Below are 18,052 nucleotides of genomic sequence, written 5' to 3' on the forward strand. Positions count from 1 at the left end.
CCGAGGCAGAGCCTCGAGGAATTCTTTTCGATTAATAGTGCAATTTAAAAATCTCTATAATTCCCATCTAAAAATGCATTGGCTTCTTTTTCACGAAATCTAGCAGTAGCATCATCCCAATGAAGTTTTTTGTTTGGAAACCTACTTGCTATAACCCCTAAAAGAATTGTTTCTGTTAAGCTAGATGCATAAGAAAAAGGAGCTGTACATGTGTCTTTTCCAAGACAAGCATCAACAAATTGATGGTAATGCTTTTTCCCTTCAACACCATAATTTCTTATAGGAGTTCCTAAATCTGGTACTAAGGACATATCTAATTCTTTGTATGCTCCATCAACAATCAGTTTTGGAAGTTTCATAAAATGTGGCAATAGTAATCTTCCTTTCTCTCCAATAAACATCGCACCTTGGTCGGGAAGCTTTTCTCCATTTGGTAATTTTAAATCTTTATGGGCTTCTGGTGCTCCCACGCCATCATACCATACCCATTTTAAGGTTTTGGATGTATGTTTTGTACCGGGAAATACATAAGTTACTGTATTCTTTTCCGGAAACCCAAACCCATTAGGTTTTCGGCAATTATTTTTAATTGTTTTAGGAACTTTCAATTCCAGAGCATTGTATGGTGTATCAAAAATATGTACTCCCATATCCCCTAAAGTTCCACAACCGTAATCTATAAGTTTTCTCCAATTTCCTGGATGATAAAAACCTTCTTTATAGGGTCTTTTAGCCGAAGTACCAAGCCATAAATTCCAGTCTAAATTTTCTGGTACAGGATCACTCCCAACTGGTTCCGGTCCGTCGTATCCCCAATTTTTTGGAGACCATGCTCTAACAGTTTTAACTTTTCCTATAATACCTGCTTGAATTAACAATGTGGCTAATTTATAATCATAAAAAGAATGTACCTGAATTCCCATTTGGGTAACTAAGTTTTTCTCTTTTGCTATTTTCTGCATAGCCCTTGCTTCTGAAACATGGTGTGTTAATGGTTTCTGACAATACACTTGTTTTCCTAGTTCCATAGCCATTATAGATACAGGAGCATGTGTATGGTCTGGTGTTGAAACAATAACAGCATCAATATCATTACCCATCTCTTTAAGAAGTACCCTGTAATCTGAAAAAAGTCTTGCATTTGGGTGTAGTTTTTTTGCTGCTTCTAAAGCATTAGAGTCTACATCACAAAGTGCCATAACCTCAACCATATCATGTGATGAGATTGCATCAAGATCTTCTGCCCCCATGCCTCCTACTCCAATATGTGCCGTTCTTAATTTTTTATTACTCCCCGAAATCATAGACGATGCAGCCGATGCCGGTAATTGTGTCAATAATGTTGCTAATGCAGTATTCCTTATAAAATGTCTTCTTTTCATTTTTACGAATTTTAATTATGATCCTTATCTATATTTTCAAAACCTAACTTTATGTTTTCTAAATTCCTCAATTTCATTAGAAGTTGTTGGCAATCTATTTCCTAATTTACGATAACCATCTTTTGTAATTAAAAAATCATCTTCTATACGTATGCCTCCAAAATCTTTATAGTGTTCTAATACCTCATAGTCAATAAACTCCATATACATGTTCTCACTTTTTCTCAACGCTATAAGTTCCGGAATAAAATAAATACCCGGTTCGACTGTCAATACCATGCCTTCTTCTAGCACTTTTCCTAGCCTAAGCGATTTAAATCCAAATGCTGTACTTTGTTTTAATGTATCTGTATACCCCACGTACTGTTCGCCCAGATTTTCCATATCATGCACATCAAGTCCTAACATATGGCCTAAACCACATTGAAAAAAAACCGTATGGGCACCTAATTCTACAGCTTTATCTACATCACCTTTCATAATACCCAATGCCATTAATCCTTCCGTTATTTTTTTACATGAAGCAAGATGAATGTTTTTAAATAATTGTCCGGGTTTTAAAAGATTTACAGCCGTTATATAAGAATCGTAAACAATATCATATATCTCCTTTTGCTTGTGAGTGAATTTTGTATCCACCGGAAATGTCCTTGTTAAATCTCCTGCATAACAAGAATAGGTTTCTGCACCGCAGTCACATAAAACCATATCTCCTTTTTTAAGCGTATTACCCCGATAGTGATTATGCAATATTTGACCGTTAATAGTCATTATAGTTGGAAAGGACGTACTATTTCCATTCGCTAATGCAACATCTTGTACAGCACCATATAAATTAGCTTCTGTAAGTCCTTCTGTAGCCATTTCCATGGCTTTATATTGCATATTAACCGTAGTGTTTACCGCTTTTTCAATTTCTTTAATTTCTTCACTAGATTTAATTGATCGTAATTTTACTATAGCCTTTATTAATTCTACCGATTCTTTATCCCTAACTTCTGTCGTTGAAACATTAAGGATTGATGCTAATTTCAACACATGATCTGGACGATAAGGCGATATAAAGTGAATTTGTTTTCCTTTAGCTATCGCTTCGGCCACGTAACCATTAATACCCAAAGAAGGGCTTATTTGGGAAACACCTACATTATGGGCCTGTTCTTCAATAGATTCAACAGGTCCCGTAAATACGATGTCATCAATAGAAAGATTATCGCCAAATATAATTTCGTCATTGGTATCCAAATCTATTGTCGCTATTAAACCAGGTTCATTTAAACCAAAGAAGTATAAAAATGTACTATCTTGCCTAAAAGGGTAATGGTTATCTTTAAAATTAATGCTACTTTCCTCATTTCCAAAAAAAATGATCAAGCCATGAGTCATTAACTTTTTAAGTTTTTCTCTTCTAGTTATATATTCTTCCTTTAGAAACATTAAATATTACTTTCTATCTACCTCCTGCGGGTAAGTTTGTTTTCCAAAAAGCCTCCATAGTTTGACGCAAATGATAGGATGTATTCTCTCTTTCATAAATTGAATGTGCCCGCATTGGATACGACATCATATCGAACATCTTATTATGTTTTATTAGCTTATTTACAAGCATTTCGAAACTTTGATAATGCACATTGTCATCGGCAGTTCCATGAATAATCATCAAATTACCCTCTAAGTGCTGTGCAAAATTAATTGGTGATCCATCGTGATACCCTTTAGCATTATCTTCTAAAAGCCCCATATAGCGTTCTTGATAAGTCGCATCATACAACCTTTGGTCTGATACAAAAGACACTGCTAATCCAGATTTATAAATTTCTGGATACCTAAACATACAGTTAAGTGTCATTTGGCCACCACCACTCCACCCCCAAATACCTAGTCTATCTGGATCTATAAAGTTGTATGTGCTCAATATTTTTTTTGCAGCTTTACTCTGATCTTCGGAAGCAAGTATACCTATTTGTCCGTAAATTGATTTACGCCATTTATTTCCTCTGGGAGTTTTTGTTCCTCTATTATCAATACTCATAACAATATAACCTTGTTGTGCCATATATTGATGCCACAAATCACCACCACTCCAGCTGTCTTGTACGGTAGAACCTGCTGGTTCTCCATAAACATAAAATAGTAACGGATATTTTTTATTAGGATCAAAATCAATAGGTTTAATCATCCACGCATCCAACACATCATCACCAATATCGATTTTTATAAAGTCTTTTGGCTTAAGCGCTAAAGCATCATATGTCTTCTTTAAGTCATTATTAGCTTCTAATACACGTATTTCTTTATGCTTTGGAAGGCTTACTAAAGCATATTTTGGAGGTGTTGTTGCATTTTGAAAAACTTGAATTCCCCATTTGGCATTAGCAGATATTTGATAGGCGTTTTGTCCAGAATTAGACACAGGTGTAATTCTTTCTGCCTCCCCTTTACCATTAATACGGCTTCTATATAGATAACGTTGTGTAAAATTATTAGGAGAAGCTATATAATATACATAGCCCCCTTTAGGATCGATACAATTAATTTTTACAACATCAAAATCACCCTTTGTAATCGGCTTTACCTCTTTGCCATCTCTTGAAACTTTAAATAAATGAAACCAGCCATCTCGCTCGCTAGACCAAGTAAAATATTGTTCATTTTCCAACCAACGAATATCATCATGGACATCAAGAAAAGCATCATCTTTTTCAACCAAAATATTATTAATAGCCATGGAGTAAATGTCTCCAACCCAAATTTTATTTGTGTTTTGACGGCGATTAAGTTGCTGAATCATAACTTCGTTGGAATTTGGAATAAAATCCATACGCGCCAGATAATTATTTTTTGGATCACCGGGGATATTAAACCACTTTGTCTCTCCACCGTTTGCTGAAATGACTCCAACTTTAACCGCAGACAATTTTGTTCCTACTTTTGGATATGGCAACGGAATTGGTTTTGAGTAAATAGAGTCAATATTATTAATCATATAAAATGTACCAACGTCTTTTGTGTCTGATTGCCAATAGGCAATATTTTCACCATCAGGACTCCAACGAAAACCATCTCTACAACTTAATTCCTCCTCATATACCCAATCAAACGTGCCATTAATTATATGATCACCCCCATCGGTAGTAATTTGTTTTATTGTATGCTTATTTAAATCTTCAACATAAATATTAAGATCACTTACATAAGCAATTTTAGAAGCGTCTGGTGAAAATTTAGCAAACATAAGCGTTGATGACGGTAAAGATTTCCCTAACCGATTTAAAGTGTTGGTTTTTAAATTCAGCACCCAATAATCACCACGCGTATGATACCTCCATACTTTACGGGTATTAGTAAAAATTAAAAGTTTACTATTATCTTCAGACCATACATAATCGTAAATTATGATAGGTTTTGTTTCTCCTTTTGGAACTAAACTGGAAGCAGAAACTATGATTGATTTTTTACCTGTCTTGGCTTCATATCTAACAATATCCTTACCTCCAACTTCTGTGTTTCTTTTTAATGTGGAATAACCAGCATTATCTTTCATCCACCTAACAGGACCAAATCTCTTTTGCTTAAAAACATTGTTTTTATAAATGTCTTCTAATTGTAGCGGTTTGTTTTTTTGGGCAAAGCCACTAATTGACACTAGTAAAACACATATAATTTTCACTAATACTCCTCTTCTCATACTCTAAATTTATATAAGTAACTTAGACAATATTACTAAGTATCCCTTATCTATTTATTGCTCATTTTAGCAAATAATAATACTAAACCACCTTTTGTTAATTTGAAATGACATTAACAAATTTCTATTTTATTGTTAATCTTATGGCGGTATTCATGTGGGGACATCCCTGTATGTTTTTTAAAATGTTTATGAAAATTTGATAGATTATTAAAGCCACTTCCGTAACAACAATCAAAAATATTATGGTCGTTATTATGTAACAATTCACATGCATTCCCAATTCGTACCTCGGTAAGATATTGTGAAAATGTTTTTCCACTTTTAGCCTTAAAAAATCTACAAAATCCCGTTGGGGACATATTTGCCGTATTTGATATGGCTTTTAATGTAATTTCTTCTTTATAATTTGCTTTAATAAAATCATAGATTTTACGGACTTTCGGATCTCCTTCTCCAACCATAGGTTTAGGTATCGCTTTTAATGATAACACTGCTGTTTTTTCGTTTTTTGATACAGCATTTAGGAATTTTAAGAAAAACAAAAACTTCTCTAATCCTTTCATCTTTGCCAATTTCTTAACATAACCTGTTAAATGTTTTGCGTCTTTTTTTGAAATCTTAATACCGTAATTGGAATAATCAATGAGTCTGTTTATTCTAGAAGCTTCCGGAAGACTACGCAACGATTCTTTTATTTTATTCTGATCAAAAAACAGATTAATAGCCTTACAGTGTTGAAGTGTTTCTCCCTTTTTATTAATATCTGAAACCTTTAACGCATGAGGTAAATTACTTCCAAAAAAATACAGATCTCCTTCCTTAAAATCTACTACATTATCTGAAACAAAAAGAGAACCTCTACCTTTTTGTATTAATGTAATTTGAAATTCACTATGAGAATGAATAGGTTCGTAAAAACTATCCATAGCCCATGTTTCCACTTTAGGCATACTAAGTTGTGGTAGTGAGATATTATATTGTTGTACATTCATATTTTACTATAAAAAATGACTCACTAAGCAATACTTTTAGTGGCACTAAACTTATATTGAGTGGGAGTCATACCCATTATCTTTTTAAAATGACGATGAAAATTAGAGATATTTGTAAATCCGGAATTATAACAACTTTCTGTGGTATTATAAGCACCGCTTCTAATTAACTCACACGCTTTTAAAATTCTTATTTCTATTAAATATTGAGAAAATGTTTTTTGGGTTCTTAATTTAAAAAACCTTCCAAAAGTAGCAGGAGTCATATTAAAACGATTTGCTATACTTGCTAACGATATCTTTGTACCATAATTAGAATTAATGAATTTGAAAATCTCATTAATCTTATCAATATTATGCATATTACGGTTATGCTCTTGACTTTTGCCCGTTGTTAGATAATCATGCTGATTACCTCTAGAAATAAGATCAAGTATATTTAATAATTCCAGAACCTTATCAAAGCCATCCATACTAGCAAGTGTTTTCATTGTATCTGATAAATACTTCGTATCAATATTAATTAGCTTTAACCCAAACAAAGACTTTGCTAATAAATCCTTTATCATGCTAGTCTCTGGGTTTTGTTTTAATAAAAAGCTATATGCATCCATATTAAAAAACACACTTATATGGTGTGCCTTTACTTCGTTGTCACCAAACGTTTCATCATTCCTAAAACCATGTGGCAAATTTTTTCCGAATAAATAAACATCTCCGGGTTTAAAATCGTAAGTGTTAGTACCAACAATAAGTTTACCTCTTCCTTCAACAATTAAAGTAAGCTGACATTCTTTATGAAAATGAACAGTATTATAGAATTGAGAGTCATTCCACTCTTCAACTCTAACCGAGCTATCCTTATACAAAGGGACTTTAAAACTCACGAAATTTAGCATACACACTTTATAAATATATATTAAAAAGTCGTAAATTACGAAAAAAGTATTGATTTAAGCTATTATGTCACACGAAAAAATCTACCTAAACATATAAATTTGGTGTCCAATAACACCATTTAACATTTCTATTATTCAATAAAAGTATTAACGTAAATATATTATTATGAAATCATACCCAAGCATTTTTAATGACGTCATTGGCCCTGTAATGAGAGGGCCTTCAAGCTCCCATTGCGCAGCTGCATTAAGAATTGGCAGGATTTGCAGAGATTTAATGAGTGGCAATATAGACGATGTTTACATTGAATTTGACCCCAACGGCTCGCTGGCAACCACACATTCCGGACAGGGATCAGACATGGGGCTTTTTGGAGGTTTATTAGGATGGCATGCAGATGATGAACGCCTAAAAGATTACGAATTTCATACAAAAGAAGCTCGTATTAATATAAAAATAGACATTCATCCTATAGGAGCCACACACCCTAACACCTACAAAATAACATTAAAAAACAAAGCTGAAACCCATCAAGTAATTGGTATTTCTACTGGAGGCGGTATGATAGAAATTATTGAAATTGACCAAGCACCAATATCAATTATGGGCGGTTTTCACACAACCCTTCTCTATTTTAAATCGGTAACAAAAGAAACCCTAAACTACATAACCAAGTTAAATTTAGGTCTTGTAAGCCTACATAAAGGCCCTTCTGATTTTGTTGCAATACAATCAAACCAAACCGACCACCAAAAGCTTATAAAGAAATTAGCCGTTGTGAAAAACTTTTTACACATTAAAATACTACGGCCTGTACTCCCCATTAAGTCTAGAAAAAACTTAAAAGTTCCATTCATTACAGTAGAAGAATTACTAAAATACAATAAGGATAAAGATTTAAAACTATGGGAACTCGCAATTGCATACGAAAGCGAAAGGGGAAATATTTCTAAAACTGAGGTTATGAATAGAATGGGCGACATTCTAGATATTATGCAAAACTCCATAAATATTGGGCTAAAGGGAACACATTACGAAGATCGTATATTAGGAAGTCAATCGCTTTCTTTTAAAAAGAACATGGAACAAAAAAAACTTGTACCCGGAGATGTGCTAAATAATTCCATTATGTACACATCATCAATGATGGAAGTTAAAAGTTCTATGGGGGTTATAGTTGCAGCACCTACTGCTGGGTCATGCGGAGCCTTACCCGGAACCCTAATTGGAACTGCAACAACTCTTGGGCTGTCTCGAGAAAAAACAGTGCAAGCCATGTTAGCCGCAGGACTCATTGGTGTTTTTATAACAGCTCACGCAACTTTTTCTGCCGAAGTAGGAGGTTGCATGGGCGAATGCGGATCTGCTTCCGGCATGGCAGCCGCAGGCGTAGTAACCCTAAAAGGAGGCTCTTTAACCCAATCGCTTTCTGCAGCTTCTATAGCTTTACAAAGTTCGTTAGGACTTATATGCGACACCATTGCAGATAGAGTTGAAGCCCCCTGTTTAAACAGAAATGTTATGGCCACCTCAACTGCAATATCTTGCGCAAATATGGCATTGTCTAATTACGACCAAGTAATCCCTTTAGACGAAGTAATTGAAACCATGAAAAGAGTTGGAGACGCCATTCCTCATACGCTTAGATGTACAGGACTGGGCGGACTTGCCATAACGAAAACAGCAAAAAAGATTGAAAATTCTTTAAACAAAAATAAAGGTGATTCAAAAAATGGCGCTTTTAAATATTGCTAATTGTTTTACTTTATAAAACGCTGCGAAATAGCAATTTATTAAATACTTTTAAATATATAATTAATAAGTATTAAAAATTTATTATATTTGGCATTATTGGAATAATAACAGCCTAGTATTATGTCATATTTAATAATACGTTAACACAGTGTTACAATACAGCATTATTATATTTATTCTAGGATAAGAAGTTATATTAATCAATAATAATTATTTAGTTAAGGTTTTAAATTAAGTATAAGCAAGAGAATATCTCACACAAATACTATTTAGCTTTAATACATAATAGAGAATGTTTAGCACGTCTTAAAGAACGGTTTTTAATTAAACATTAATTAATCGTATTAAAGTAAATTTATGAATATGATTTTACATCCAATTTTCAATGAAGTTTTTAAGTTAGTTTATTTTGAGTTTAGTTTAAAGAGTAGCATTATTATTTTTTGCTACTCTTTTTCATTGTACAATTCACAACACAGCTATTAGTTATAATTGGTGTTTTTATGCACACATATACTTAATAAGCATGAATAATTAGAGCTTTATAGAAATATATATAAACGTAAATCTGAAAATGATTTCTATTAAAAAAATATTATCACACACTTGAATTAAAAACTTGAAATTTTATTTACTAAAATATATTTTCAAGACAAATTATATAAATCAATTATTATGAAGATAAAGTATGTTTTACTTTTTTTAGTTTTTTTTATAAACTCCTTTTGTATTGCACAAGTAACAACCACATCAAAAACAGATAAAAGTAATTTTGATGCTGCTACTGTATTATGGTTTAACAAACCTGCCTCAATTTGGGAAGAAGCACTTCCTGTGGGCAATGGTCGTCTTGGAGCTATGGTTTATGGTAGACATGGTGAAGAAAAAATACAGTTCAATGAAGATACTTATTATACAGGAGGCCCCTACTCTACAGTTGTAAAAGGCGGGTATAAAAAACTCCCCCAAATTCAAGAATACCTGTTTAATAATGAACCTATAAAAGCCCATAAACTTTTTGGGCGCGCCTTAATGGGGTATCCCGTTGAACAAATGAAATACCAATCCATGGCAAACCTGCATCTTTTTTTTGAAAAAGATAGCGTAACTAACTACAAACGATCCCTAGACTTAAAAACAGGAATCGTTACAATTAAATATAAACGCAACGGAGTTACTTATACCAGAGAGGTATTTGCTTCTGCCGTAGATCAAACCATAGCCATACGCATTACAGCCGATAAACCTGCAAGCATCTCTTTTAATGCCGAATTAAGAGGCGTTAGAAACAGCGCACATTCTAACTATGCAACAGACTACTTTCGAATGGATGGGCTTGGAAACGACCAATTAAAACTCACAGGAAAATCTGCCGACTATCTGGGAATAGAAGGCAAATTAAAATATGAAGCACGAATAAAGGCTATTCCAGAAGGAGGCACGATGGAATTGGACGACACTATACTTCGTATTAAAAATGCTAACGCCGTAACGCTATACTTCGTAGCTGCCACAAATTTTGTGAATTATAAAGATGTTAGCGCAGATCAACATGCTCGTGTTGAAGACATGCTGGCTAAAGTAGAAAACAATTCATATTTCAATATCAAAGAAAAGGCATTAGCCGATTACAAAAATTATTATGACAGGGTTTCCCTTACCCTACCAACAACTACAAATTCTTCTTTACCAACCGATGAACGCATGGCTAGCATTCAAAGCCAACCCGATCCGCAACTAGCAACCTTATGCTACAATTTCGGAAGGTATCTTCTTATTACGTCCTCAAGGCCAGGCACACAACCTGCCAACCTACAAGGCATATGGAATAATGATATGAACCCTGCATGGGACTCAAAATATACGACCAATATAAATACAGAAATGAACTATTGGATAACGGAAACTGGTAACCTTCCAGAACTTTTGGAGCCATTAACCACCATGATAAAGGAACTCACAGATCAAGGTAGTGAAGTTGCCAAAGAACATTATGGTGCTCGTGGTTGGGTCTTTCATCAGAACACTGATTTATGGCGAGTTGCAGCTCCCATGGATGGCCCAACCTGGGGTACCTTTACTGTTGGCGGTGCATGGCTTACTACACATATGTGGGAACATTATCTTTTTACACAGGATAAAGCATATTTAAAAGACATTTATCCTGTTATGAAAGGTTCTGTTGAATTTTTTATGGATTTCCTAGTCGAATACCCAGGCAAAGATTGGTTGGTTACAAACCCATCAAACTCTCCAGAGAACCCTCCCAAAGGAGAAGGCTACGAATATTTTTATGATGAAGTTACCGGAATGTATTATTTCACAACCATTTCGGTAGGAGCAACTATGGATATGCAGATTTTAAAAGATCTTTTCAGTTATTATGCCACTGCTACAGAAATTTTAAACATAGATAATGAATTTGCAGCAAAGGTATTACAAGCTCGAAAACGATTGGTGCCTTCACAAATTGGAAAAGACGGCACACTTCAAGAATGGACAGAAGATTATGGTCAAATGGAAGAAAAGCACCGACATTTTTCCCCTTTATATGGGCTTTACCCAGGTAATGTCATTTCAGTAAACAAAACACCAGAATTAATTGCACCCGTTAAAAAATCATTGGAATTAAGAGGTGATGGTGCTTCTGGATGGTCTCGTGCTTGGAAAATGGCATTGTGGGCTCGACTAAATGACGGCGATAGAGCTAATAAAATTTTTAAAGGTTATTTAGTAGAACAATGTTACCCTTCCCTTTTTGCTATATGTGCCAGACAGTTTCAGGTAGACGGTTCCTTAGGAGTCGCAGCTGGAATAACAGAAATGCTAATACAATCCCATGAAGGCTATATAGAACTCTTACCCGCACTGCCATCTGAATGGTCTAGCGGTCAATTTAACGGCGTTTGCGCAAGAGGCGGATTCGAACTTGACTTTAGTTGGAAAGATAAAATACTTACTTCTGTAGAAGTAGTATCAAAAGCAGGTATACCATGTCGTATAAAAACCCAAAATAGAGTAAAGGTATTTTCAAACGGCAAACAAATAAGCATAAAAAAGCGTTCAAAAAATATTATAGAATTCAAAACTATAAAAGGCAAAACCTATACAATAAAAGGATTATGAAATCATTTTTGCTATACGGTAAAGAAGATGTAAGGTTTTGTGAAATACCCTACCCAGATGCAGATTATAACGAAGTTGTTGTAAAGGTTAAATCGGTAGGGATTTGTGGATCCGATATCCACTATTACAAAGATGGAAAAATTGGTGATTTTATACCTAAAGCACCGTTTGCCCTTGGTCATGAACTTTCAGGAATCATAGATAAAGAATCCCCTTTGTATCCACAGTTAAAAAAAGGCACACGAGTAAGCATCAACCCTTCAAGACCATGCAAAACATGCATACATTGCAAGGCAGAAAAATACAACTTATGTCCTTCTATGAAATATATTGGATCAGCAAGTGTTTTTCCACATCTTAATGGTGGTTTTTCCGAATACATAAAAATTCCTGCCGAAAATTGTATGCCTTTGGATGATTTTATAGGCTTTGAGATGGCCGCATTACTGGAGCCGCTTTCGGTAGTTCTACATGCTTTATCAATGGCAGGCGACCTAAAAGGGAAGTCGGTACTTATTACAGGAGCAGGAACCATTGGGCAATTATGCCATATGGTAGCCGCACTCCACACATCTGCCCCCATAGTAATTACAGATATTAGAAATCAAGCATTAGATAAGGCAAGAGACATTGGAGTAACAGCCGCATTAAATCCAAAAGATTCCAATTTTGAAAAAGATTTATTTGACTTGGCAGCTAATGGATTTGATGTTTTATTAGAAGCATCTGGTGCTAGTAACATTTTAAGCAACACCGTGAAATTTTTAAAAAAAGGAAGCAAAATAGTTCAATTAGGCATGTACTCCGATAATGCACAATTTCCATTTGCTGCATTTATGAAAGGAGAGTTAACCTATCAGCCTTCTTTCCGTTTTAACACAGAATACACTCAAGCAATGGAACTATTAAAAACTCGAAAATTGGACTTAACAAAGATTGTTTCCAAGCGTTTTCCTTTTGATAAAATTCCTGAAGCAATGAAAAAAGCAGCTAGTTCTTTAGAAGATATAAAAATTATAGTAGAAAATTAAAACACCTGTCATGAATTATAACACATTAGGGGAAACAGGCATAATAGTTAGCGAATTGGGCTTTGGCGCTTCCGGAATTGGTGGCATGTTTGGAAAAACGACTAAAAGTGAAGCTTTAAGAACCATCCACCAAGCTTTTAATCGTGGTATCAATTATTTTGATACGTCGCCTGCTTATGGAAGACATAATTCTAGTTTCGGACCATTAACATCAGAAATAATTTTAGGAAAAGGATTAGAAACCATTAACCGTTCGGAAATAATACTTTCTTCAAAAGCAGGAAAAACAGCTTCACTTCCTCCCAAATTCAATTTTAAATATGATTCTATTATAAATTCTGTAGAATCTAGTTTGAAACGTCTTAAAACTGACTATATTGACATGGTGTTTTTACACGATATTGAATATGATGAAGGCAAACACTTGGATATCGCCATGAATGAAGGTCTAAAAGCCTTAAGTCAACTAAAAAAAGATGGGAAAATTAGATTTTATGGTGTTTCATGTTATCCTATAGAACTCCTTCATAAGGTCATAGAAAATTATGATATGGATGTTATTTTAATACATAACCATTACACACTCATAAACGATTTATTATTGGAATTAATATCAAAAATAAAAAACAAAGGTATTGGCTTGATAAATGCCTCTCCTTTTGCTAGCGGATTGTTAACTCAAAAAGGGCCTCCAGACTGGTATCCAATTGCCCAAACAGAACTCTCGGTTGTTAAACAAGCTACCGATTTTTGTATCAAGAATGGTATTTCTATTGAAAAAATTGCTTTGCAATTTTCTTTGAGAAATTCAAAAATACCAACTACTTTATTTAGTTGCACTCATGAAAAAACACTTAATCAAAACATAGATTGGATCGAAGCTCCTATCGATATGTTAATGATGGAAAAAATATATTCAATTCTTGAACCCTTGAGAAACAAGGATTTTGATTTCGGGGCATTTAATCGTTAATATGGAACATATAGATTTAGTTATTATCGTCTTCTATTTAGTAGCTATTCTAGCGCTGGGTATCATCTCAACTTTGAAAGCTAAAAAGACTTCGGTTAACTATTTTTTAGCAGGACGCAGCTTAAATTGGGTTATTATAGGTGCTGCTCTTTTTGCAAGCAATATATCTACTATACACTTAGTAGGTTTGGCAGCTTCTGGGTTTGATGATGGCTTGGTTTGGGGGAACTTTGAATGGATGGCTTCCATAGTCCTTATTTTTTTAGGACTTATTTTTGCGCCTTTTTATTTTAAAAGCAAAATTTCTACCCTTCCAGAATTTTTAGAAAAACGATATAGCTCACCCTCAAGATCTTTTCTGGCCTTTATGGCGATTTTAGGAGCCTTATTTGTCCATATTGGCATGAGTCTCTATGCAGGAGCGATTGTCTTTAAATCTTTTTTCGGAATCGACGTATATGTTTCTATTCTAATCATTTCTATTATAACAGCCACTTATACGATTCTTGGAGGCTTAAAAGCCGTTGTTATAACTGAAACAGTACAAACTATGATCTTAATTATTGGTGCTGTTATATTAACATTTTTTGCAATTAACGCACTGCCTGAAGTTGGAATAAACTCTCTAGCCGATTTTAAAGATCACATAAAACCAGACCAATTAAGTATGCTTAGAAGTGGTGAGAATGCAGGTAACTCAGGGTTATCATGGTACGCCATATTTTTGGGTTATCCAATACTAGGGTTGTGGTACTGGTGTTCGGACCAAACAATAGTACAGCGAGTCTTGGCTGCTAAAAGTGAAGATGATGCCCAAAAGGGCCCCATATTTGCTGGATTTCTAAAAATCCTTCCCGTATTTATTATGGTCTTACCAGGTGTTATAGCTTATGTCTTGTTTAAAGATAAAATATCTACAAGTAACGAAACTTTACCTGTATTAATAAACGAACTATTACCTATTGGAATTAAAGGCATATTTGCCGCCGCATTACTATCAGCTTTAATGAGTACCATCGCAGCAGCCCTTAATAGCTGCTCTACCTTAGTAGCCATTGATATTGCAAAAAGAATAAAACCATCTTTATCTGATGAAAAACAAATAAAAATAGGAAAATATGTCGCTGTCGTGGTTATGATTCTTGCTATAGCTTGGTCAACCCAAGGCAATAGGTTTAATAGTATTTTTGAAGCAATCAATAAAATTGCAGCTGCCTTAGCTCCGCCAATAGCTACAGTATTCCTTTTTGGTGTATTTAGTAAACGGGGCACAAAAGAAGCATCTATAGTTACTTTAATCTTTGGCTTTTTAATCGGAATCGTAGCTTTTGCTGCAGATTTTGTTCCGGTACTCTATAAGAAACCAAGTATCATAACCGATACATGGGGCATTCCTTTTATGATGCAAGCTTGGTGGTTATTTTGTATTTGTTCGGTTGTATATTTTGTAATGAGCTATCTAACCCCAAAGCCTAGCATTGATCAATTGCAATACACTTGGGATAGTCCGTGGCAGTTTCTTACTAATAAAAAATTTCAGGGACTCAAAGATGTCCGTTTATATGCAGCACTATTATTACTAACAATTACTATATTATATATCCTATTCCAATAAATAATAAATCACACTGCTTGTAAAACGATAAAACAACCCATGAACGATGAGGCAACAATCCAAATTAAATCAATATCTATTCCTCTTTATTATAGTCACACTATCTATTAGTTGTAACTCAAAAAAAACTAAAGAAGAAGCCCCAAAACCAAACATTATTATTTATTTAACAGACGATTTGGGATATGGGGATTTAGGTTGCTATGGTAGTCCTATTATTAAGACCCCGGCAATTGATAAATTTGCATCAGAAAGTGTTTTGCTTACCGATTGCCATTCAGCGGGAACTGTATGTTCTCCTTCAAGAGCAGGAATTTTAACTGGAAGAAACCCTTATAGAAGTGGCTTTTACTATATTCAAGGCGCTTATGGATCTTATCTAAAGAATGAAGAAGTTACCATGGCCGAGCTTTTAAAATCTGGTGGTTACGAAACCGCATTTATGGGAAAATGGCATCTATCCAGATTAGAAAAAACAAAAAAATATGATGAACCAAGCCCTAGCGATCAAGGCTTTGATTATTGGTTTGCTTCTACACATAATGCTTTTGGCGGACCCAAAAATTTTGGAAAATTCATTAGAAATGGTGAAGCAGTAGGAGACGTTGATGGCTGGTATTGCGATGTGCTTACCAAAGAGGCCACAAATTGGCTTACCAACATAAGAGATAAATCCAAACCTTTTCTACTCATAGTTTCCACCCATGAGCCTCATACACCAATAGCCCCCCCAAAAGAATATAGCAAATTGTACGACAATGTAAAGGTGGACAGTCTGGAAAAATCAATCAATTATGGTGGGGTGGCACGACCAGAATATGATATCAGTCAAAATAAAAAAGATTACTATGGTACCGTTTCGCAATTAGATAATGCCTTTTCCAATTTAATGAAAACGGTTGACCAAGAAAATTTGAAAGACAATACCATGGTTATTTTTACAAGTGACAACGGCCCTGAACATCCAGTCAACTTAGAAGAATCTAGAGGTGAATGGGAAGACCACATTAGAGATGCTTGTTTTGGAACTCCAGGTATTTTTAAAGGGATGAAACGATATCCTTATGAAGGCGGACACCGGGTACCTGGAATAATTAGGTTTCCTAAAAAAATTAAAGCAGGAACAACAAGCGATAAAATGGTCGTGGCAACAGATTTTATAAATACAATAACCACACTAGCAAATGTTGATATGCCTAAAGGTATTAATACAGATGGTGTAGATGTATTTCCTGCCTTTCTAGGAGAGCAAATTGAAAGAGACCAACCTTATTTATGGCTTTTTCCAACGCATGAAGACACCTATTATAGAATGCCACATATAGCAATGCGACATAACGAATACACACTTATTGGATGGTTTCCAGAAAAAAAAGAAGATGCAACACTTATAGAATGGATGAAATCTTCTGTACCTGTAACCTTTTCATTATATAATCTCAACTCAGATCCTGCGCAAGCACATGATATTTCTGAAACAAATCCAGATTTAGTTAAACAACTCATTCCTAAAATGATACATACTTGGACTGACATTAGAGATGAAGGTCCCGATTGGTCACTAATAAAATAGTTATGATAATTGATGCGCATCAACATTTTTGGAACTATGATCCCTTAAGCCATATTTGGATTAATGAAAATATGTCCATTTTAAAGCGTCATTTTTTACCTAAAGATCTTAAAACAGAATTAACAAATAATAGCGTTGATGGCAGCATTGCTGTTCAAGCGAGCCAGTCTGAAGATGAAACGGAGTTCTTAATGTCACTAGCCCATGAAAATGATCGTATTAAAGCGATCGTGGGATGGGCTAATTTAAAAGCCAAGAACATAGACGAAAGGTTAAATTATTTTACAAAAGCCAGTCCCAAAATAAAAGGTTTTAGGCATGTAGTGCATGATGAACCAGATGTTAATTTTATACTTGGCAAAGATTTTATGAACGGAATAAGTAAATTAGAAAAATATGATCTTACTTACGACATTCTAATATTCCCTATCCATCTTAAAGCTACTATACAATTCGTAAAAAAATTTCCAAATCAAAAATTTGTAATAGATCATATTGCAAAACCTTATATCGAAAAGGGAGAAATAGATGCATGGAAAAACCATATACAAACATTAGGAGCTTTAGATAATGTCTGGTGCAAATTATCAGGAATGGTTACAGAAACTAAATGGCAGCAATGGACATACGATGATTTCGAACCCTATTTGGATGTCGTATTTGATGCTTTTGGCACAAACCGATTAATGTTTGGTTCAGATTGGCCAGTGTGCTTACTAAGTGCTTCTTATTCTGAAGTAAAGAATATTGTAGACCAATATATATCAAAATTTACCAAGGATGAAAAAAATAAAATTATGGGAGAAAATGCTGCAAGATTTTATGGTATTGATGATTGTTTGAAATAGAACTATACTATAAATACCATTTGCAGTCAGTTCGAGACTCGTGTTAAAATTTAACTAGCGTAAGCAATGACGTAGTCGAAATGATAGTTCCATTGTCCTCCTGAGCGCAGTCGAAGGACTTGTTAGTTATTACCTTTAAAGCGTTTCGACTTTAGTTTATGCTGAG

12 protein-coding genes are annotated in these 18,052 nt (G+C 34.4%); 7 read left to right on the forward strand and 5 right to left on the reverse strand.

Annotated features, from left to right (window positions below; all coding sequences use genetic code 11):
• Positions 1-44 precede the first annotated feature (44 nt).
• From Q4Q35_RS02770 to Q4Q35_RS02790, 5 genes are all read right to left on the reverse strand, one after another.
• Positions 45-1,382 carry a Gfo/Idh/MocA family protein gene (locus Q4Q35_RS02770; protein WP_303276401.1) on the reverse strand — a complete coding sequence of 446 codons (1,338 nt, stop codon included), beginning with the start codon at positions 1,380-1,382 and terminating at the stop codon, positions 45-47.
• Between the two features lie 36 nt (positions 1,383-1,418).
• Complete coding sequence (locus Q4Q35_RS02775) at positions 1,419-2,819, reverse strand: aminopeptidase P family protein (RefSeq protein ID WP_303276402.1); 1,401 nt, start codon at positions 2,817-2,819, stop codon at positions 1,419-1,421.
• 13 nt (positions 2,820-2,832) lie between these two features.
• Positions 2,833-5,070, reverse strand: a complete 2,238-nt coding sequence (locus Q4Q35_RS02780) for a S9 family peptidase (RefSeq protein WP_303276403.1) — start codon at positions 5,068-5,070, stop codon at positions 2,833-2,835.
• A 113-nt stretch (positions 5,071-5,183) separates the two neighbouring features.
• Positions 5,184-6,065: an AraC family transcriptional regulator gene (locus Q4Q35_RS02785; protein WP_303276404.1), complete on the reverse strand. Its 882-nt coding sequence runs from the start codon at positions 6,063-6,065 to the stop codon at positions 5,184-5,186.
• 23 nt (positions 6,066-6,088) lie between these two features.
• Positions 6,089-6,964, reverse strand: coding sequence for an AraC family transcriptional regulator (locus Q4Q35_RS02790; protein ID WP_303276405.1), 876 nt, complete (start codon positions 6,962-6,964; stop codon positions 6,089-6,091).
• 166 nt (positions 6,965-7,130) lie between these two features.
• On the opposite strand from Q4Q35_RS02790, the gene Q4Q35_RS02795 reads away from it, so the two are divergent.
• From Q4Q35_RS02795 to Q4Q35_RS02825, 7 genes are all read left to right on the forward strand, one after another.
• Positions 7,131-8,720, forward strand: coding sequence for an L-serine ammonia-lyase, iron-sulfur-dependent, subunit alpha (locus Q4Q35_RS02795; protein ID WP_303276406.1), 1,590 nt, complete (start codon positions 7,131-7,133; stop codon positions 8,718-8,720).
• A gap of 675 nt (positions 8,721-9,395) precedes the next feature.
• On the forward strand, positions 9,396-11,846 hold the full coding sequence (locus Q4Q35_RS02800; protein WP_303276407.1) for a glycoside hydrolase family 95 protein: 2,451 nt from the start codon (positions 9,396-9,398) through the stop codon (positions 11,844-11,846).
• Positions 11,843-12,877: an alcohol dehydrogenase catalytic domain-containing protein gene (locus Q4Q35_RS02805; RefSeq protein WP_303276408.1), complete on the forward strand. Its 1,035-nt coding sequence runs from the start codon at positions 11,843-11,845 to the stop codon at positions 12,875-12,877. Before Q4Q35_RS02800 ends, Q4Q35_RS02805 begins: the two co-directional genes overlap by 4 nt.
• A gap of 10 nt (positions 12,878-12,887) precedes the next feature.
• The gene (locus tag Q4Q35_RS02810) at positions 12,888-13,850 is read left to right on the forward strand and encodes an aldo/keto reductase (RefSeq protein WP_303276409.1); all 963 of its coding nucleotides are present in this window, start codon (positions 12,888-12,890) and stop codon (positions 13,848-13,850) included.
• A gap of 1 nt (position 13,851) precedes the next feature.
• Entirely contained in the window at positions 13,852-15,465 is a 1,614-nt protein-coding gene (locus Q4Q35_RS02815; protein WP_303276410.1) for a sodium:solute symporter, read from the forward strand.
• 46 nt (positions 15,466-15,511) lie between these two features.
• Positions 15,512-17,038, forward strand: coding sequence for a sulfatase family protein (locus tag Q4Q35_RS02820; protein WP_303276411.1), 1,527 nt, complete (start codon positions 15,512-15,514; stop codon positions 17,036-17,038).
• A gap of 2 nt (positions 17,039-17,040) precedes the next feature.
• Positions 17,041-17,886 (forward strand): amidohydrolase family protein, encoded by an 846-nt coding sequence (locus Q4Q35_RS02825; RefSeq protein ID WP_303276412.1) that lies wholly within the window; start codon positions 17,041-17,043, stop codon positions 17,884-17,886.
• Positions 17,887-18,052: the final 166 nt, after the last annotated feature.

It is taken from the genome of Flavivirga aquimarina (assembly GCF_030540835.1).
GTDB lineage: Bacteria > Bacteroidota > Bacteroidia > Flavobacteriales > Flavobacteriaceae > Flavivirga > Flavivirga aquimarina.

What these genes read in the sequence shown, in the direction of transcription:
- Q4Q35_RS02770 (WP_303276401.1), bottom strand. Translation starts at nt 1,382, where the DNA reads ATGAAAAGAAGACATTTTATAAGGAATACTGCATTAGCAACATTATTG.
- Q4Q35_RS02775 (WP_303276402.1), bottom strand. Translation starts at nt 2,819, where the DNA reads ATGTTTCTAAAGGAAGAATATATAACTAGAAGAGAAAAACTTAAAAAG.
- Q4Q35_RS02780 (WP_303276403.1), bottom strand. Translation starts at nt 5,070, where the DNA reads ATGAGAAGAGGAGTATTAGTGAAAATTATATGTGTTTTACTAGTGTCA.
- Q4Q35_RS02785 (WP_303276404.1), bottom strand. Translation starts at nt 6,065, where the DNA reads ATGAATGTACAACAATATAATATCTCACTACCACAACTTAGTATGCCT.
- Q4Q35_RS02790 (WP_303276405.1), bottom strand. Translation starts at nt 6,964, where the DNA reads ATGCTAAATTTCGTGAGTTTTAAAGTCCCTTTGTATAAGGATAGCTCG.
- Q4Q35_RS02795 (WP_303276406.1), top strand. Translation starts at nt 7,131, where the DNA reads ATGAAATCATACCCAAGCATTTTTAATGACGTCATTGGCCCTGTAATG.
- Q4Q35_RS02800 (WP_303276407.1), top strand. Translation starts at nt 9,396, where the DNA reads ATGAAGATAAAGTATGTTTTACTTTTTTTAGTTTTTTTTATAAACTCC.
- Q4Q35_RS02805 (WP_303276408.1), top strand. Translation starts at nt 11,843, where the DNA reads ATGAAATCATTTTTGCTATACGGTAAAGAAGATGTAAGGTTTTGTGAA.
- Q4Q35_RS02810 (WP_303276409.1), top strand. Translation starts at nt 12,888, where the DNA reads ATGAATTATAACACATTAGGGGAAACAGGCATAATAGTTAGCGAATTG.
- Q4Q35_RS02815 (WP_303276410.1), top strand. Translation starts at nt 13,852, where the DNA reads ATGGAACATATAGATTTAGTTATTATCGTCTTCTATTTAGTAGCTATT.
- Q4Q35_RS02820 (WP_303276411.1), top strand. Translation starts at nt 15,512, where the DNA reads ATGAGGCAACAATCCAAATTAAATCAATATCTATTCCTCTTTATTATA.
- Q4Q35_RS02825 (WP_303276412.1), top strand. Translation starts at nt 17,041, where the DNA reads ATGATAATTGATGCGCATCAACATTTTTGGAACTATGATCCCTTAAGC.